The 18391-nt window shown below is 62.6% G+C and carries 12 protein-coding genes and 2 pseudogenes; 8 read left to right on the top strand and 6 right to left on the bottom strand.

From position 1 onward, the window contains the following. Positions 1-126 precede the first annotated feature (126 nt). From mgtA to IB249_RS11920, 4 genes and pseudogenes are all read left to right on the top strand, one after another. Complete coding sequence (gene mgtA / locus IB249_RS11935) at positions 127-2829, top strand: magnesium-translocating P-type ATPase (protein ID WP_192304775.1); 2703 nt, start codon at positions 127-129, stop codon at positions 2827-2829. 164 nt (positions 2830-2993) lie between these two features. After that, complete coding sequence (locus tag IB249_RS11930) at positions 2994-3407, top strand: response regulator (protein ID WP_192304773.1); 414 nt, start codon at positions 2994-2996, stop codon at positions 3405-3407. 109 nt (positions 3408-3516) lie between these two features. Then, positions 3517-4143: a response regulator transcription factor gene (locus IB249_RS11925; protein WP_192304771.1), complete on the top strand. Its 627-nt coding sequence runs from the start codon at positions 3517-3519 to the stop codon at positions 4141-4143. Further along, positions 4144-7387: pseudogene (locus tag IB249_RS11920) on the top strand (transporter substrate-binding domain-containing protein). 176 nt (positions 7388-7563) lie between these two features. Here IB249_RS11920 and IB249_RS11915 read toward each other — a convergent pair. Continuing rightward, the gene (locus IB249_RS11915; protein ID WP_192304769.1) at positions 7564-8103 is read right to left on the bottom strand and encodes a PaaI family thioesterase; all 540 of its coding nucleotides are present in this window, start codon (positions 8101-8103) and stop codon (positions 7564-7566) included. A gap of 202 nt (positions 8104-8305) precedes the next feature. Here IB249_RS11915 and IB249_RS11910 point away from each other — a divergent pair, with 202 nt between their 5' ends. Then, positions 8306-9172, top strand: coding sequence for a pirin family protein (locus IB249_RS11910; protein WP_192304767.1), 867 nt, complete (start codon positions 8306-8308; stop codon positions 9170-9172). 103 nt (positions 9173-9275) lie between these two features. Continuing rightward, positions 9276-10718 (top strand): mechanosensitive ion channel domain-containing protein, encoded by a 1443-nt coding sequence (locus IB249_RS11905; protein ID WP_192304765.1) that lies wholly within the window; start codon positions 9276-9278, stop codon positions 10716-10718. A 156-nt stretch (positions 10719-10874) separates the two neighbouring features. On the opposite strand, the gene IB249_RS11900 is transcribed toward IB249_RS11905, so the two are convergent. The 3 genes from IB249_RS11900 to IB249_RS11890 all read right to left on the bottom strand — a co-directional run bounded on the left by IB249_RS11900 (position 10875) and on the right by IB249_RS11890 (position 14836). Further along, the gene (locus tag IB249_RS11900; RefSeq protein WP_192304763.1) at positions 10875-13304 is read right to left on the bottom strand and encodes a TonB-dependent receptor; all 2430 of its coding nucleotides are present in this window, start codon (positions 13302-13304) and stop codon (positions 10875-10877) included. Positions 13305-13406: 102 nt separating this feature from the next. Then, a complete protein-coding gene (locus IB249_RS11895) occupies positions 13407-14363 on the bottom strand; it encodes a FecR domain-containing protein (RefSeq protein WP_192304761.1) in 957 nt (318 codons plus the stop codon). Then, complete coding sequence (locus IB249_RS11890) at positions 14363-14836, bottom strand: sigma-70 family RNA polymerase sigma factor (RefSeq protein ID WP_412548000.1); 474 nt, start codon at positions 14834-14836, stop codon at positions 14363-14365. The genes IB249_RS11895 and IB249_RS11890 overlap by 1 nt, the downstream gene beginning before the upstream one ends. Between IB249_RS11890 and IB249_RS30130 the strand changes: the two genes are divergently transcribed. Then, positions 14794-14922 carry a hypothetical protein gene (locus IB249_RS30130; protein ID WP_412547999.1) on the top strand — a complete coding sequence of 43 codons (129 nt, stop codon included), beginning with the start codon at positions 14794-14796 and terminating at the stop codon, positions 14920-14922. The two genes, IB249_RS11890 and IB249_RS30130, sit on opposite strands and share 43 nt — an antisense overlap. 160 nt (positions 14923-15082) lie before the next feature. Continuing rightward, positions 15083-15523 (top strand): carboxymuconolactone decarboxylase family protein, encoded by a 441-nt coding sequence (locus tag IB249_RS11885; protein WP_192304757.1) that lies wholly within the window; start codon positions 15083-15085, stop codon positions 15521-15523. A 71-nt stretch (positions 15524-15594) separates the two neighbouring features. Here the strand turns inward: IB249_RS11885 and IB249_RS11880 are convergent, their stop codons facing one another. Together IB249_RS11880 and IB249_RS11875 are read right to left on the bottom strand one after the other, a co-directional pair. Continuing rightward, a complete protein-coding gene (locus tag IB249_RS11880) occupies positions 15595-17187 on the bottom strand; it encodes a DHA2 family efflux MFS transporter permease subunit (protein WP_192304755.1) in 1593 nt (530 codons plus the stop codon). Then, positions 17184-18304, bottom strand: a pseudogene (locus IB249_RS11875) (HlyD family secretion protein). The gene IB249_RS11880 and the pseudogene IB249_RS11875 overlap by 4 nt, the downstream one beginning before the upstream one ends. Positions 18305-18391 lie beyond the last annotated feature (87 nt).

Genomic DNA, 18391 nt, shown 5'->3' with positions numbered 1-18391 from the left:
CCCGGTCGGATTCCCGACGTCCTCTCATCGACGCTGAACCGTGCGTGATGTTCGACTGCCAGTCGTCATCGCGGCGCACCGACACGCCTGCTCGAAGGTTTCCCGGCTGACCCTGGGGGAACTGCCATGAACCTGAGCCTGCTCAAGGAATTCTTCGCCGGATTTCTGCGCACCCGCCACATCGCCCGCCACTTCCGGCGTCTGGCGCTGCTGGACAACTTCACCGACACCACGGTCAGCCGCGAAGTGCCGCCGACCCTGGCAGAAACGCTGGTCAGCGCCGCCCGCTGTGACAGCGGTGCACTGCTGGCGCAACTCGGCAGCCACCGTGACGGCCTGAGCGAGGCCGAATCCACGGCACTGCGCGAGCAATTTGGCCTCAACGAAGTCGAGCACGAGCAACCGCTGCCTTGGTGGGTTCACCTGTGGCACTGCTACCGCAATCCGTTCAACCTGCTGCTGACCGTGCTCGCGGTGATTTCCTGGCTGACCGAAGACATGAAAGCCGCCGTGGTGATTTTTTCGATGGTGGTGCTCTCGACCCTGCTGCGCTTCTGGCAGGAAAGCAAATCCAACCAGGCCGCCGATGCGCTCAAGGCGATGGTCAGCAACACAGCCACGGTGATGCGCCGCGATGCGCCGCGCAGCGAAGTGCCGATCAAGGGGCTGGTGCCGGGCGACCTCATCGTGCTGTCGGCCGGCGACATGATTCCCGCCGACTGTCGGGTGCTCAACGCCAAGGACCTGTTCGTCAGTCAGGCGGCCATGACCGGTGAATCCATGCCCGTGGAAAAATTCCCGCGCCAGCAGGACCGGGACACCCGCAATCCGCTGGACCTCGACAACATTCTGTTCATGGGCACCAACGTGGTATCCGGCACCGCGATTGCGCTGATCCTGACGACCGGCAACAGCACCTATTTCGGCGCCCTGGCCCAGCGGGTCGGGGCCACTGACCGCGCGCCGACGTCGTTCCAGACCGGGGTCAACAACATCAGTTGGCTGCTGATTCGCTTCATGTTCGTCATGGCACCGCTGGTGCTGTTCATCAACGGCTTCACCAAGGGCGACTGGACCGAAGCGCTGCTGTTCGCATTGTCGATTGCCGTGGGCCTGACCCCGGAAATGCTACCGATGATCGTCACCTCGACCCTGGCCAAAGGCGCGGTGTTCCTGTCGCGCAAGAAGGTCATCGTCAAGCGCCTGGACGCGATCCAGAATTTCGGTGCCATGGACGTGCTGTGCACCGACAAGACCGGCACCCTGACCCAGGACAGGATTTTTCTGGCGCGCCATGTCGATGTCTGGGGCAACGACAGCGATGACGTGCTGGAAATGGCCTACCTCAACAGTTACTACCAGACCGGTTTGAAAAACCTGCTGGACGTGGCGGTGCTCGAGCACGTCGAGGTCCACCGGCAACTGAAGGTCGGCACGGCGTTTCGCAAGGTCGACGAAATCCCGTTCGACTTTACCCGCCGGCGCATGTCGGTGGTGGTCGCCGAGCGTGATCATTCACACCTGCTGATCTGCAAGGGAGCGGTGGAAGAAGTGCTGGCGGTGTGCACCCGGGTTCGCCATGGCGTGGTCGACGAAGCGCTGGAGGACGGCCTGTTGGCGCGGATTCGCCAGGTCACCGCCCACTTCAATGCCGAGGGCCTGCGCGTGGTGGCCGTGGCTGCCCGGCCCATGATCGAGGGGCGCGACACCTATGGCCTGGCGGATGAGCAGGCGCTGACGCTGATCGGCTACGTGGCGTTTCTCGATCCGCCGAAGGAAAGCACCGCGCCGGCCTTGAAGGCGTTGGCTGCGCATGGCGTGGCGGTGAAAGTGCTGACCGGTGACAACGAGCTGGTGACCGCGAAGATCTGCCGCGAAGTCGGTCTGGATCAGCAAGGCTTGCTGCTGGGCAACGACATCGAGCGCATGAGCGACGCCGAACTGGCCGTGGTGGTGGAGACCACCAACGTCTTCGCCCGATTGACCCCGAGCCACAAGGAACGCATCGTCCGGCTGCTCAAGGGCAACGGGCATGTGGTCGGGTTCATGGGGGACGGCATCAACGACGCCCCGGCGCTGCGCACGGCGGATATTGGCATATCGGTGGACAGCGCCGTGGACATCGCCAAGGAGGCGGCGGACATCATCCTCCTGGAAAAAAGCCTGATGGTGCTGGAGGAGGGCGTGCTGGAAGGGCGCCGTACCTTCGCCAACATGCTCAAGTACATCAAGATGACCGCGAGCTCGAACTTCGGCAACGTGTTCTCGGTGCTGGTGGCGAGCGCGTTCATCCCGTTCCTGCCGATGCTGCCGATGCACCTGCTGGTGCAGAACCTGCTCTACGACATTTCGCAGATCGCCATTCCCTTCGATCACGTCGACGAGGACATGCTCAAGCAGCCGCAGCGCTGGCAACCGGCGGATGTCGGGCGTTTCATGCTGTTCTTCGGGCCGATCAGCTCGATCTTCGACATCAGCACCTTTGCCCTGATGTGGTACGTGTTCGACGCCAACACGCCGGACCACCAGACCCTGTTCCAGTCCGGCTGGTTCGTGGTCGGGCTGCTGACCCAGACGCTGATCGTGCACATGATCCGCACGCCGAAAATTCCCTTCCTGCAAAGTCGCGCGGCCATGCCGCTGATGGTGATGACCGGGATCATCATGGCCGTGGGCATTTTCCTGCCGATGGGCCCGCTGGCGCACTACTTCAAATTGCAGGCGCTGCCGTCGCTGTACTTCGTGTTCCTGCCGGTGATTCTGCTGGCGTACATGGCGCTGACCCAGGCGGTGAAAGGCTTTTACATTCGCCGGTTCGGCTGGCAATAGGCGTTGGGTACGGATCCTACTTGCCTGCGCGCAAGCAGGATCCGGAGCCTCACAGGTCACACTCGAGGAGATACCTCGAATTTAGGAATAGTCCTACAGAAAGCTCGACGGCTCTTCCGTAGCCTTGCGACCCTCCGAATCTGAAAGCCTTCTGGTGGTCCCGGTTGTCGAACAAAGCGTTACGTATCCTGATTGCCGACGAGCAACATTTTCAACGCATGAGAATCGAGCGTTTGTTCAACCAGCTCGATTACTACCGCGTGGTGCCCGTGCACAACCTGGCGGAATTGCTGACCCTGGTCGATTACGGGGGCGTGCCCTTCGATCTGGTGGTCATCAACGCCTCGATGGCTGAAGGCGAGTTGAACCTGTACGACTTTTTTCTCGATCACCCACAGGTTCATCACGTCCTGATCTATGATGCTGACGTCGCGCGATTGCCCGCGGTGTCCGCCGATGGGCAGCAAAGGATCCAGGTGATCCAGGCATCCGTGCCCGAACTGCCGTTCATTGAACGGTCGATGGCGATCATCGAGTCGCGCCAACCGTTCGTCGGCACTGTCATTTCTGTCAGCTAGTCTTGCGCGCCGCGACATGCAAAAGTCATCGCGCAGCTACTGCGTCTAACCCGGGTCCGACCCTGGGCATTCCTCGCCCGGTCGTCGTGTATTTGCACAGGGAGTTGCCATGAAGTCAGCGTTGATAGCGGACGATCATCCGGTGGTTCGCGCTGCTGTGAAAATCCTGCTCAAACAGGAAGGGTTCAACCAGATTTGCGAGGTTTCCACCGGCAACGAGGTACTGCCCGCTTTGCGTGAGCATCACCTCGACCTGGTGATACTGGACCTGGCGTTGCCAGGACTGGACGGGCTGGATGTACTGGCCAGAATCCAGGCCAGTGACGTGCGCTGTCGGGTCGTGGTCTTCACCGGCCAGGAGGCCCGTTTCTATCAGGAACGATGCATGCGTGCCGGGGCGGTGGCGTATGTGTCCAAGACCAATGATCTGCAGCATTTGCACAAGGCGGTCCACGCGGTCAGGTCCGGCTACTCCTACTTCATCCAGCTGGAGACGAGTTCGGTCTCGATGAGTGCACTGCAGCGCAGCGAAACGGAAATGATCGACAAGCTTTCCGACCGCGAGCTGACGATCTTCCAGTACCTGGCGCGTGGGATGGGCAACAAGGAGATTGCCGAAATCATGAACCTGAGCCACAAGACGGTCAGTACCTACAAAACCCGTCTGGTGGAAAAACTCAACGTGGAATCCAAGGTGCACCTGAGGGATTTCGCCAAGCGTAATCAACTGATCTGAATGAAGATTTTTCGACGACCCGGTTGCCTGGTCGCCCTCATCCTGGTGACTGGCTTCTGGGCATCCAGTGTTGATGCACAGCCGCAGACCCTCACGTTGCTGGGGCGCTCGAACGTCGATGGTTACGACGTCACGCTGTCGGAGACCGATTCGACCTGGCTGCGGGACAAGGGTCGATTGGTGCTCGCGGTCACGGCGCCGGATTACCCGCCCTTCGACATCACCACCACCGGTACCGACTACGAGGGCTTGACTGCAGACTACGCCGGTTTGCTCCAGCAATTGCTGAACGTAGAGATCGAGGTTCACCGCTACGCGTCACGGGACGAGGCGGTACGCGCGATCAAGGACGGCGCGGCTGACCTGCTGGGGACGGCCAACCGGTATGAGACGCAAGACCCGCAGTTACGCAAATCCAGCGCCTATGCCGACGATCAGCCGGTGTTGGTGACGCGCACCGATTCGACACTGCCCCTGGACCCGGAACTGGCCGGCAAGCGCCTGGCGATGTTGTATCACTATCTGCCCGAGCAGCAGGTGCGGGCGTTCTATCCCAAGGCGAACGTGCAACTGTTTCCTTCGACGCTGGGCGCCGTGGGGGCGGTCGCCTTTGGCCAATCGGACGTGTTCATGGGCGATGCCATCAGCGCCCATTACCTGATCAGCAAAAATTACCTCAACAACGTTCAGCTGGCGGATTTTTCCCCCCATGGAACCGGGGCGTTTCGCGTTCGCGATGGCCAGCGGCAGCGGCCAGTTGCAACGCATCGTCAACCAGGCCCTGGCTGCGGTGCCGACCAATGAACGGATCAATATCCTGCGTCGGTGGGGGGCCAGCGGATCGTCCATCGCCGGCACCCAGACGTTGCAATTCAGTGTGGCCGAACAACGCTGGCTCGATCAGCATCCGCGCCTGAACGTGGCGATCAACGAAAATCTCATGCCGATTTCCTTTATCGACAGTGAAGGCAAGTACCGCGGCATCAGCATCGATGTGTTGGCAAAAATCAGCGTGCGTACCGGCTTGAAGTTTGATTTTCAGCCGGTGCAATCCGTGGCGCAAATGCTCGAGGGCATCAAGAACGGGCAGATCGACGTAGTGGCGGGTGTCAGCCCGAGCATCGAGCGCGAAACCGAGTTGCGTTTCACCCGGCCGTTCCTGACCAGTCCGAATGTGCTGGTGACCCGGGTCGGTCCCGACAGCCCCAGGACACTGGACGACATGGCGGGCAAGACGCTGGCGGTGACCCAGGGCAACGGTGCCGGTGAGTTCACCCGCCTGCATTTTCCGCAGGTCGAGCTGGTCAATGCACCGTTGACCGCCGATGGCATGGAGATGGTTGCCCAGGGCAAGACCGACGGCGCGATCAACTCGTTGATCGGTGCGCGGATCATGATTTCGCGGCAATACCGTGACCGTCTGCAAGTGACCAGTACGGTCGGCACCGATCCGGCCCGCAGCACCCTGGCCACCGCGCGCGATGCGGTGGAGCTGCACTCGATCCTGGACAAGGCGCTGCTCAGCATTGCCCCCGAAGAAATCGATGAAATGACCGGTTATTGGCGCAACGACCTGATGGTCGAACAGAGCTTCTGGCTGCGTCACCGTCAGGGCATCCTCCAGGCCTTTGCCGCTGCCGGGGGCTTGCTGTTGCTGGCGCTGGCCTGGATAGCCTGGCAGCGCCGGCAGATTCGCCTGCGCCAGCAACTGCTCAGCCAATTGCAGGAAGCCAAGGATGCGGCAGACGATGCCAACCGCGCCAAGACCACGTTTCTGGCCACCATGAGCCATGAAATCCGCACACCGATGAATGCCCTGCTGGGCATGCTCGAGCTGGCGCTCAAGCGTGCGGATGACGGCATCACCGACCGTGGTGCCATCGAAGTGGCGTCGAATGCCGGGCAACAGTTGCTGGCGTTGATCGGTGACATTCTGGACATTGCGCGCATCGAGTCCGGGCATTTGTCCCTGACCCCGGAACGCGCCAACCTGCGTGCGCTGGTGAGCTCGGTGTGCCGGGTGTTCGAGGGGTTGGCGCGGCAGAAGAACCTGGAGTGGCGGGTCGATCTGGACGAGCACAGCGGCTGCGATGTACTGATCGATCCCACGCGCTTCAAGCAGGTGCTGTCCAATCTGCTGAGCAACGCGATCAAGTTCACCCTCGAGGGCGAAGTGAGCCTGACCTTGCGGGTAGAGCCGGAGGTGTCGGGGTATCTGGCGATCCATCTGCGCATCGAGGACACCGGCGTCGGAATCAGCGCGTTCGACCAGCAGCGCCTGTTCAGCCCCTTCGTCCAGGCTGGCAACAGCCGGCAGTCTGACCGGCAGGGTTCCGGGCTGGGGTTGGTGATCAGCCGGACCCTGTGCGAAATGATGGGGGGCCGGCTGCAACTCGACAGTGAAATGGGCCGGGGAACGCGGATCGACGTCAGTCTCGAGTTGCCGATGTTGAAACCCGACGCGAGCAGCCCGGTGCCCGAGACCCCGGCCCCTGCACCAACCCGTGCGCTGACGATTCTGGTGGTCGACGATTACCCGGCCAACCGGCTGTTGATGACCCGGCAATTGAACTACCTCGGGCACCGCGTCACGGCGGCGGAGGATGGCCGACAAGGTTTCGAGAAGTGGTGCGAGGCGGATTTCGATGTGCTGATCACCGACTGCAATATGCCGGTGCTCAGCGGCTATGAGTTGGCGCAGGCGATCCGCGAAAAAGAGCGCATGCAGGGACTGCCGCCGACTCTGATCCTGGGGTTTACCGCCAATGCGCAACCCGAGGAAAAAGCCCGTTGCCTGGAGGCGGGCATGGACGACTGCCTGTTCAAACCGATCCGCCTGGCCGACCTGAGCGCCTGGCTGGCGGCGAAATTTTCCGGGGAACCCGTGGTGGCACCCGCCGATCCGCCTCCAACCGGGTCCGAGATCGACTTGAGCGGGCTGCAACAGTACGTCGGCGAGGACCATGAACTGATCGAGCAGTTGTTGCGAGACCTGCTGCTGAGCAACCGGTCCGATCGGGAGGAACTGCTCAAGGCACATGCCTTGGGCGATGAATCGGGCCTGTGCACGCTTGCCCATCGCATCAAGGGCGGCGCGTTGATGGTCAGGGCATCGTCCCTGATCGAGTGCTGCGAGGCACTGGAGCGCGCCTGCGGCGATGGCGGTGCTGCACAGATCGACGACGCGGTCGATCAGTTGCAGCAGGCCATGGCGCGGCTGGACCAACAGCTTTCCCAGGGCTGAAGCCGGGATTTCAGGCGCCGTTGATGGTGGCCGTGCGGGCCGAATCGCGAGCAGGCTCGCTCCCACAGCGATTTGAGTCGTCCACGAAATCTGTGCCCAGCCCAGGACCTGTGGGAGCGAGCCTGCTCGCGATGGCGGGGGGGCCAGGCGCCGTGTGTTTCGGGATTTTCGCTGGCTTACTGGCGCGCCTCCAGAATCATGCAGGTGGTCGAACCCGTGGCATACAAGCGCCCATCCACGTCATAGATCCGTCCCTCGGCCAGTGCCGTCGAGCGTCCCAGGTGCACGATCTTGCCTTCGGCCCGCACCGGCCCACTGGCGCCGGTCAGCGCGCGCACATAGCTGATGCGCAGATCCAGCGTAGTGTAGCCCTGGCCCTTTTTCAGCTGTGTGTGGATCGCACAACCCATGCACGAGTCCAGCAGGGTCGCGGCGTAACCACCATGCACGCTGCCCAGTGGGTTGTAGTGCCGCGAATCCGGTGTGCCCTGGAAGACGAACAGCCCGGCCGACCATTGGATCGGGATGAAATCCATCAACGTGCCAATAGGCGGGGACGGCAGTTCGCCGTTGCCGATGCCGTCGAAGAATTCGCTGGGCGACAACGCGCTGACCTCGGCCAGCGACAGGCTGCCGGGCTCTGCCAGGCGCGCGCGCATGGCGTCCTCCTCGGCGATCCATTGCGCCAGGGTGGTTTCGCGGGTCGGGTTTTGCATGAGCATGTCCTCGGGCGGATAACGATATTATAGTTGTAATTTTGTTTAATATTATGCCCGAAATAAAATCAATGCCAGCCCCGTGTATCGTCCAGCATCGTCCTCCATGTGGAACGCTCAAGCTTGTTTTTGCCGTCTAGCGCTCCAAAGGGTTCAGTTTTAAGCTTTCTCCATCGGGTCACACCACAGATTTGGAGACTTCATGAAAAACCTCATCGGCGTTTACACCAGCCCACGAACCCATTGGGTCGGTGACGGCTTTCCGGTTCGCACGCTGTTTTCCTACGACAACCTGGCCAAGCACATCAGCCCGTTTTTGCTGCTGGACCACGCCGGCCCTGCGCAATTCTCACCGACCACTGAACGTCGCGGTGTAGGCCAACACCCGCACCGCGGTTTCGAGACGGTGACCATCGTCTACGAAGGCGAGGTGGAGCATCGCGACTCCACGGGCAGTGGCGGCAAGATCGGTCCCGGTGATGTGCAGTGGATGACGGCGGCGTCGGGGATTCTCCACGAAGAGTTCCATTCCGAAGCCTTCGCCAGATCCGGCGGCGCCCTGGAAATGGTCCAGCTGTGGGTCAACCTGCCGGCGAAGGACAAGATGGCCGACCCGGGTTACCAGACGATTCTCGACAGCGACATTGCGAACATCCCGCTCAAGGACCAGGCCGGCAGCCTGCGCCTGATCGCCGGGGAGTTCGAGGGGCGTACCGGTCCGGCGCGAACCTTCACCCCGATCGATGTCTGGGACATGCGCCTCAACGGCGGCAAGTTGCTGACCCTCGACCTGCACGAAGGCCGCAACACTGCGCTGGTGGTGCTACACGGTACGGTTCAGGTCAACGGTCAGGAGCTGGTGCGGGAAGGGCAACTGGCGTTGTTCGAACGCGCGGGCCAGCAGCTCAGCCTGGAAGCCAACAACGACGCTGTGGTGCTGTTGCTCAGCGGCGAACCGATCGACGAGCCCATCGTCGGCCACGGTCCGTTCGTGATGAACAGCGAGGAAGAGATCCACCAGGCGTTCGCTGATTTCCACTCGGGGCGCTTCGGGCATATGAGCGCTTGAAGCCCGGGCGCCATCCAGCCCCTCGAACAGGCTTTTTTGAATTGCTCCCGGACCGGTAATTGCTCCTACACTGTGCCCATCCGTATCCGGCTGGAGCTGTTCGATGCTGTCATTGCTCACCAATCACCCGCTGATCTGTGCGCTGATCCTGATCCTGATCGACCTGGGGTTATGGCGCCTGATCAGCGCCAATGGCAGCAACTGGAAGCTGGTGGTACGACTGCTGATTTTTTCGCTGTTCAGCATCCTGCTGTTCAACGAAGGGTTGAACCCGCTGGAGCCTGCGCCCTGGGCCGACAACGTACCGCTGCACCTGGCGGCGACCGGTTTGCAGATCGGCTGGTGGCTGTTCGGTGCGCGCACGCTGACGGTGCTGATCGGGGCGGGGATGATGCAGCGGGTGGGGCACACCGGGCGCCTGCTCCAGGACCTGCTCGGCGCGGTGATTTTCCTGATCGCGATCATTGCCGCACTGGCCTACGTGCTGGACTTGCCGGTCAAAGGCGTGCTGGCGACCTCCGGCGCATTGGCGATCATCGTCGGCCTGGCCTTGCAAAGCACCCTCAGCGACGTGTTCTCGGGGATTGTGCTCAACACCACCAAACCCTATCAACTGGATGACTGGATCTCCATCGACGGCACCGAAGGCCGAGTCACCGACATCGACTGGCGCGCCACGCGCCTGCAAACGTCCCAAGGCAGCATGGCGGTCATCCCCAACTCGCTGGCGGCCAAGGCCAAGATCATCAATTTCAGCCGACCGAGCGATATGTTCGGCGTGTCGATCAGCCTGCAGCTCAGCCCGCATGCCCGTCCACAGACGGTGATCGATGCGCTGGAACGGGCGGTGGAGGGCTGCCGTCATCTGTTGAGCAAGCCGGCGCCCAGCGTCGCGCTCAAAGGTTCGAGCGCCACCGGCGTGGAATACGAAATCAGTGGTTTCGTGGTGTCGATGGACCAGAAGCGCATGGTGCGCAACCTGCTGTTCGACCTGGCGTTCCGGCACTTGCAGGCATCGGGCGTGAGCCTGTTGTCGAGTGTCGAATCGAATGCGCCGGCGAATCTGTCACGGCCACGGGCGTTGCTGGAAAGCTCGGCGATTTTCTCCACCCTGCGCCAGGAGGAAAAGGAAACCTTCAGCCAGCACATGACCCTGCAGACCTTCCGTGCCGGGGAAACGATTCTGCCGGCGGGGGAGGTCAGCGACCATTTGTTCATCGTCGAATCCGGCGTGGTGACGGTGGCGCTGAGCCGTGCCGGGGTCAAGTTCGAGTCCGGGCGCATGGGGCCGGGCGAGGTGATCGGTGAGGGCGGCATCCTGTCGGACACTTCGCTGCCCGCCGAATTCAGCGCCAAGACAGCCTGCAGTCTGTACCGGATCGAGAAGGATTATCTCAAGCCTTGCCTGGAAGCGCGGCATGACATTGGCGAGGCGATGAAGGCGCTGCTCGATTATCGCTTGCACCGGGCCCAGACGTTGACCGAGGAAGTGCCGAAGGTGGCGCCGAAGAGAGGGTTCTTGCAGTGGTTGCGCAACCGCGCCTGAGGCTCGGGTGGATGGCCGTTGCGCGGTTCGTCGCAGCCGCCCGGAGCAAATCCGCTCCCACGGTTGACCCTGTTCCATTGATGAGACCGGGTCGAATGTGGATGCGCGCCGCTCCGGGCGGCGTGCCGACGAAGAGTGCAAACGGCGTGCTGCGAATCAGAAATCCAGCGTCGCCGACACCTTCAATGTCCGCGGCGTGCCCTGCGTCAGGTAACCCCCATACGCCGATGCCCAATACGCCTTGTTCGCCACGTTCTCCAGGTTGGCGCGCAGGGTGATTTCCTTGTCGTCGAGCTTGAACGCGTAACGCGAGCCCAGATCGAAGCGGTTCCACGCCGGGATGCTCTGGGTGTTGGCGGCATTCAGGTATTGCCCGCCGGTGCGCAACATCCTTGCGCTGACGGCTGCGCCTTCGATGCCCGGCACATCCCAGTCGGCACCCAGGTTGAACTGGAAGCGTGGCACGCCGACCGCGCGGTTGCCGTCGTTGACGCCGTTGGTGCTGCCTTCGATTTCGGTCTTCATCAGGGTGGCGCCACTCAGCAGGCGCAGGCCGTCCAGGGGTTCGCCGTAAAGGTTCAGCTCAACGCCCTTGTTTTCCTGCTGACCGTCGACCCGGAAGATCCCGCCCTGGGTGTAGCTCGAAGGCTGTTCGATGCGGTACACGCCCAGGCTGGCACCGTAGCTGTCCATGTCCAGGCGCACGCCGGCCTCGATCTGTTTGCTGCGCACCGGGGCGAAGGTTTCGTCGCGGTTGATCGCGGTGGTCGGCGGCGTCGGGCCCTTGGCCAGGCCTTCGATGCGGTTGGCGTAAAACGAAACGTGTTCCCACGGCTTGATCACCAGGCCGTAGACCGGAGTGGTGATCGATTCTTCGTAGCTTGAGGTGCGCGCGCCGCTGGCGGTGTTCCAGCCGTCGACGTTCATCGTCTGCTTGCGCACGCCGAGGGTCAGTAAGACACGATCGTCGAGCAAGCCCAGGGTGTCGGACACCGCAGCGCTGCGCAGGGTGTTCTTGCCGACGATGCGCGGATCGGAGATGTCGCTGGCAAAGGATGTCGGGCGTGGACGCGGCTTGTCGGTGACATCGTAGAGGTTGCTGTCGTAGCGCGAGGCGGCGCCGATGGTTTCGAACGCGGAGCGCTGCTGGCCCCAGATGCCCGCCAGGCCGAAGTTCAATTGATGGCTGACCGGCCCGGTATTGAAGTGGCCATTGAGGCCGGCCATCAGGCTTTTGTTGTCTTCGTCGTGGGGCGAGTAGAGCATGCCGCCCTTGGCGTTGCCGTTGAGATTGGTGACGGTCAACGACGAATACACGCCATTCTCCCGGGTGTGTTTGGCGCCACCGGACACATAGGCGGTCCAGTTGTCGCTGAGGTCGTACTCGGCGCGGGCCATGCCGAAAGTGTCTTCCAGCTGTGAGTAGCTCCAGCTCTGCGCGTAACTGGCATTGGCGTGCGGCACCTTGGGCGTCTTGCTCAGGGCCGAATCGACGTAGATCACCGAGCGTCCCTGGTTGATCACCTGTTTCTGGTAGCCCAGGTCCGCCGACAGGCGCAGGCGATCGCCGCGATAGTCCAGGCCGAGGCTGATCAACGACGAGCGTCGGTCTTCGTCATCGACGGCGGTGTCACCTTCGCGTTGCATCAGGTTGACTCGCGCACCGAACCGGTTGTCTTCGCCAAAGCGCTGGCCCAGGTCCAGGTGCCCGCCGACCTGGCCATCGCTGCTGTGTTCGAGGGTGATGCTGCGGGTCGGCACATCGTTGGCGCGTTTGGGTTGCAGGTTGACGCCGCCGCCGATCCCGCTGCCACTGGGGGTGACGCCGTTGACGAAAGCGTTCGGGCCCTTGAACAGGTCGACCCGCTCCAGTGCCTCGGTGGCGACGATCTGCCGGGGCAGGATGCCGTACAAGCCGTTGTAGGAAATGTCGTCAGACACCAGCGGCAAACCGCGAATCATGAACACCTGGGAGAAGTTGCCGAAACCGGAGGACTGGCGCACCGAAGCATCGTTGAGCAACACGTCGCCGACGGTCTGGGCCTGCTGGTCGGCAATGGTCTTGGCGGTGTAGCTGGTGACGCTGAAGGGCAGGTCTTTCAAGGCCTGATTGCCGAAGATGCCGACCTGCGCCACCTTGGCAACCTGGCCACCGCCGTAGGTTTCGGCGTTGTCGTCGCGCAGGGCACTGACGTTGGTTGCCCCCAGTTCCAGTGCGCCATCGGCGGACACTCGCGGCGCCACGGTATAGCCGTTGCCGCCGGTGCTGATCAGTTCGAAACCACTGCCTTCCAGCAATTGCGCGAAGCCCGCTTGCGCGCTGTAGTTGCCTTGCAATCCCGGGCTCTGGCGATTGCCCAGTTGTGCCGGATCGAACGACAGCGGCACCCCGACCGCCACGGCAAATTGCGCCAGGGCATGGCTGAGCAGGCCCGGTGCGATGTTGACGTTGCGGGCGGTGCTTTCACTGACGCTGTCGGCAGCCTGGCTGCTGACGGGCACCAACAGGGTAAAGGCCAGGGCAACGCTCAGGCTCAGGGCCTTGAGCGGGAATTCGGCGGGGCGGTGCAGCAGCGTTGAAGTCATTCGGCGTTCCTGTCGAGCGCGTGGAATTGAAGAGGTCTGATCCACACACCGAACGAAACGCAAAAAGGTATCAGGGGGCAGGGAAAAAATTTCAGCAGGCGGTCAGGCCCGGGGTTCGACCGACATCCAGTAGCGGGTCAGGCTGCTGATTCGCAGTGGCAGCGTATCGCTGAGCAGGCGCAGGCTGGCGTCGGTATCGCGCAGGGAAAACGCCCCCGACACCCGCAGCCCCGCGACATCGGCATGGCAGCGCAGAATGCCGGGACGGTAGCGGCTCAACTCACCGAGCAATTCGTCCAGGCGCATGTTGTTGGCCAACAACATGCCTTTGTCCCAGGCCAGGGAACTGGTGTCGAAGCGTTCCACCGGGTCGAACCGGTCGGCTTTGAACGATTGGCGCTCTCCGGCCTTGAGGGTAGTGCCTTGTGACAGCAACAGTGGGGTGACTTGCACCTGCCCCTCGAGCACGGACACCTGGCTGAGCGAGTCGTGGGTGCGCACGCAGAAGCGCGTCCCCAGTGCGCGGGCAATGGCTTGCGGGGTTTCAACGATAAACGGCCGCGCCTGGTCGTCCCTGGCGGTACTGATCAACACTTCGCCATCCAGCAGTGTGATGCGCCGTTCCCGCGGGCTGAAGGCAATGTTCACGGCACTTTGCGTATTGAGCAACAACTGGCTGCCGTCGGGCAATTGCACCTGTTTCTGTTCGCCGACGGCGGTGCGCTGATCGGGGTTCCATTGTTGCCACGGCACATGTTGCGCGGCGATGCCCACGGGGCCGGCCATGAGCAACAGGCCCAGGCGCGTCAGGGTCTGGCGGCGGCTGAGGCCATCCTTGCGCGCCGCCCGTTGCAGGGTCTGCAGGGCGAGGTTGGGCGGCACGCTGCGAAATTCCCCGAGCAGCGCTTCGGCCCGCAGCCATGCCTGGGCATGCTCGGCACTGCGGTTGCGCCACTGGGCAATGGCCTGATGGTCGGACGGCGTAGCGGATCCCGAGTGCAACTGCACCAGCCAGTCGGCGGCTTCGCCGATGATTTGCGGGTTGATTATCGTGGTCATCAGGCGACACTCAGGCAGGCAATGAAGGCGGCGCGCATGTGCCGTTTCACGGTGATCAGCGACACGCTCAGTCGGTCGGCGATCTGGCCGTACGTCAGGCCTTCGATCTGTGACAGCAGGAAGGTGTCGCGGGTGACCGCCGGCAATTCGCGCAGCAGCGCTTCGATCCGCGTCAGGGTTTCGAGAATCAGCAGGCGGGTTTCCGGCGAAGGCACCTCGCACGCGGGCAGTTGAGCGATGGTGTCCAGGTAGGCACGCTCAAGGTCCTGGCGCCGCCAGCGGTCGATCACCAGGCCTTTGGCGATATGGGTCAGCAGCGCCCGTGGTTCGCTGCCCAGGGGTTTGATGACCTGACGGGTCAGCAGGCGCAGGAAAGTGTCGTGGGCCAGGTCGGCCGCATCGCAGCGGTTTCCGAGTTTCCGATGCAGCCATCCCTGCAGCCAACCGTGATGTTCGCTGTAAAGGGTGTGAATTTGCTGGTTCGAAGGGTGGTCGGTCGACGACATGGGGAGCAGGTACTCGATTCGGGCGTCCTGGCCTGACTGCAATTAAGAATTGATCGCATTCTAGTGGCGCGGACCGACCGCTGGCAATCGGCCCGGCGTACTTTTATTTTTTCGCAGGCGCAATGGCCTCCTCGACTTCTGGAATATTGGTTATTTGTCTCGCCGGTGCACGGGATTAACTTAGTGACACCCCACTAACCCCTGGAGCCCGCCATGCAACCTCGTATCGATTTCTACACCGCTTCTCCCGATGCACTCAAAGCCATGATGGCCCTGGAAGGTGCCGTTTCGAAGCTGCCGCTGGAGAAGAGCCTGATCGAACTGGTCAAGCTGCGCGCCTCGCAAATCAACGGCTGCGCCTTCTGCATCGACATGCACACCACCGATGCCCTCAAGGGCGGAGAAACCACGCGCCGTCTGTTCGCTGTGACGGCCTGGCGTGAGGCGCCGTTCTTCAGCGATCGCGAACGCGCCGCGCTGGCGTGGACCGAGTCCCTGACCGAACTCAGCCAGACCCACGCTCCGGACGATGTCTACGAATACGTCGCTGCGCAGTTCAGCCCCAAGGAAATGGTCGACCTGACCGTGGCGATTTCCACCATCAACAGCTGGAACCGCCTGGCCGTGGGCTTCCGCAAAATGCCTCAGGCTTGAGGGTCAACCAAGTACCGATGTGCATCGGTACTCGGTGAGGTCAGAGGCGGATGGTTGCCTTGATCGTCCGCTCAATGCCCATCAGCACTCGGCGCGGCCGGTGGTTGCACCTTGCGCATCAAGGGCACCAGCGCCGTGGCGATGACGAAGCAGGCGCCGATCAGCAGGAAGGTGTCGCCGTAAGTTTGCGTCTGCGCTTCGCGGTAGGTCAGCAACCAGAGCTGATGCAGGCTGGCGGTGACGCCGATGTCGCCGCTCTGGCCCAGGGCGGCGAAGTTGTTGCCGACCTGGGACAGCCACTGGTTCAGGGCCTCGTTGCTGCTGTTGAGGTTTTCCGCCAGCCGGGTGAAGTGCAGGTTGGTGCGGTCGTTGAGGATGGTTGCGCAGGCAGCGATGCCAATGGCGCCCCCGAGGTTTCGCATCAGGTTGAACAACCCGGAGGCATGCTTGAGACGAGCCGGTGCCAGCCCGCCGAGGGTCAGGGTCACCGCCGGCGGCACGGCCAATTGCTGGGCAATCCCGCGCAGGGCTTGCGGCAGCATCAATTCCCTGGCGCCCCAGTCATGGGTGATCGGGCTGAAATCCCACATCGACAACGCGAACAGGCCCAGGCCGGTCATCATGATCCAGCGCAGGTCGAGGCGGTTGGCCAGAAAGGCATACAGCGGAATGGCCATGATCTGGAACACCCCGGTGGAGAAAACCGCCAGGCCAATGTCCAGCGCGCCATAGCCACGCACCCGGCCGAGAAACAGCGGTGTCAGGTAAATCGTGGCGAACAGGCCGATTCCGGTAACGAATGAGAAGAAGCAGCCGAGGGCGAAGTTGCGGTCTTTCAGGGCGCGCAAATCGACGATCGGATTGGCCACGTGCAGGGTGCGACCGATAAATGCCAGGCCCGCCAGGCCACTGATCCAGGCCGTCGTCAGTATCGTGCGGTCGCTGAACCAGTTCCAGCGTGGACCTTCTTCCAGGGTGTATTCCAGGCAGCCAAGAAACAGCGCCAGGAACACCATGCTCAGGTAGTCGGCGCCCTTGAGCAGGGACAGCTCCGGCTGATCGATTTTCACCAGCAGTGGCACCGCCACCGCGACGAAGATACCCGGCACCAGGTTGATGTAGAACAGCCAGTGCCACGACGACACGTCAGTGATCCAGCCGCCGATCACCGGCCCCAGGGTCGGCGCCAGTGACGCGACGGCGCCGATGGTCGCGGCGGCGATGACCCGTTGCTTGCCGGTGAAGAAAAAGAACGCGGTGGTGAACACCAAGGGGATCATCGACCCACCCAGAAACCCCTGCAGTGCGCGGAAGGCGATCATGCTCTGGATGTTCCAGGCCGCGCCGCAGAGCAGGCTGGCCAGGGTGAAGCCCACGGCGGACGCGCAGAACAGCCAGCGGGTCGAAAACACGCGCGACAGCCAGCCGGACAACGGTATCACGATGATTTCGGCGATCAGGTAGCTGGTCTGCACCCATGCGGTTTCATCCGTCCCGGCTGACAACCCGCCGCCGATATCGCGCAATGACGCCGAGACAATCTGAATGTCCAGCAGCGCAATGAACATGCCGATGCACATGCTGGCGAAGGCGAACACCTTGGTCGCCGTCGCCATGTCCGCCGCGTTGAACGGTTGGGCGGGAGCGGCGAGGGCGCGGCTCATGGCGCACTGGCCACGGCGGCGGATTCAGGTGCCTGGCGCGTGTCCACTTCGGCGGTCACCGACAACCCTGGACGCAGGTGGCCGAGCAGGCTGTCCGCCGGATCGAGCCGGATACGCACCGGCACCCGCTGGACGATCTTGGTGAAGTTGCCGGTGGCGTTTTCCGGTGGCAGCACGCTGAACTGGGAACCACTGGCGGGGGCAAGGCTGTCGAGGTGACCGTGGAATTGCTGCCCCGAAAGCACGTCGGCGCGGATCACCACCGGCTGGCCGGGGGTCATGTGCGCCAGTTGATCTTCCTTGAAATTGGCATCGACCCACAGCCCGCTCGAGGGCACCACCGACAACTGTTGCGAACCGGCCTGTGCATACGCGCCGACCCGTGCACGGCGGTTGCCGATGACGCCGTCGATGGGCGCGCGCAGTTCGGTGTAGCCGACATTCAGTTGCGCCAGGTCACGTTCGGCCCGGGCCTGCATCAGCGCGGCCCGGGCCTGCTGTTTCTGGGTTTCGATCACATTCAATTGCCGTTGCGCGGCGAGCAGTTCGGCCTGGGCCCTTGAACTCAGGGCCTGGGCGGTCTTGAACGTGGCGTCGGCGCGCTGGGCGCTCTCCACCGAAACGGCATTGCTGCCCACCAGCTTCTTGTAGCGCAGGTTGTCATCCCGGGAGCGCGCGGTTTCGGCACCCGCAGCCTCGATCCCGGCGCGGGCCTGGCCGATCACGGCCTGTTGCAGTTGTTCTGTGGCGTCGAGATTGGCCAGCAAGGCTTCTTCGGCGGCGACCGCACCCTCGGCCTTGGCCAGGTGGGCGCGGTAGTCGCGGGAATCGAGGCGAATCAGCACATCGCCGGCTTCACGCTCTGGTTGTCGCTGACCAGCACTTCTTCTATGTAACCGGCGACCTTCGGCCCGATCACCGTCACATCGCCGCCGATGTAGGCGTCGTCGGTTTCCTCGATGAAACGGCCTGCCGTCCACCAGTGCGCGGCGTACAACCCAGCCAATACCAGTGCGGACATGGCCAGCGTCAGCAGAACCAGGCGCTTGAGCAGGGGTGACCGTGGCGCGCGCGCCGCAACAGCGAGATCGGATTCAGGGCTGGGCATGCTGGTCATCAGGGAATACCTTTGGCAACGGATATACATTACGCACATAATATGACGTATGTAATATTTGCTTGCAATTGAATTCTGTCGCCAGTG

Origin of the sequence: Pseudomonas sp. PDM04, assembly GCF_014851765.1 — a bacterium.
Classification (GTDB): Bacteria; Pseudomonadota; Gammaproteobacteria; order Pseudomonadales; family Pseudomonadaceae; genus Aquipseudomonas.
Note: the sequence above shows the minus strand (reverse complement) of the source record. Positions and strands in the feature narration are given on the sequence as shown.

Coding starts and splice junctions, on each gene's coding strand:
- IB249_RS11900 (WP_192304763.1), bottom strand. CDS start 13,304: ATGACTTCAACGCTGCTGCACCGCCCCGCCGAATTCCCGCTCAAGGCC.
- IB249_RS11910 (WP_192304767.1), top strand. CDS start 8,306: ATGAAAAACCTCATCGGCGTTTACACCAGCCCACGAACCCATTGGGTC.
- mgtA (WP_192304775.1), top strand. CDS start 127: ATGAACCTGAGCCTGCTCAAGGAATTCTTCGCCGGATTTCTGCGCACC.
- IB249_RS11925 (WP_192304771.1), top strand. CDS start 3,517: ATGAAGTCAGCGTTGATAGCGGACGATCATCCGGTGGTTCGCGCTGCT.
- IB249_RS11885 (WP_192304757.1), top strand. CDS start 15,083: ATGCAACCTCGTATCGATTTCTACACCGCTTCTCCCGATGCACTCAAA.
- IB249_RS11915 (WP_192304769.1), bottom strand. CDS start 8,103: ATGCAAAACCCGACCCGCGAAACCACCCTGGCGCAATGGATCGCCGAG.
- IB249_RS11895 (WP_192304761.1), bottom strand. CDS start 14,363: ATGACCACGATAATCAACCCGCAAATCATCGGCGAAGCCGCCGACTGG.
- IB249_RS11880 (WP_192304755.1), bottom strand. CDS start 17,187: ATGAGCCGCGCCCTCGCCGCTCCCGCCCAACCGTTCAACGCGGCGGAC.
- IB249_RS11905 (WP_192304765.1), top strand. CDS start 9,276: ATGCTGTCATTGCTCACCAATCACCCGCTGATCTGTGCGCTGATCCTG.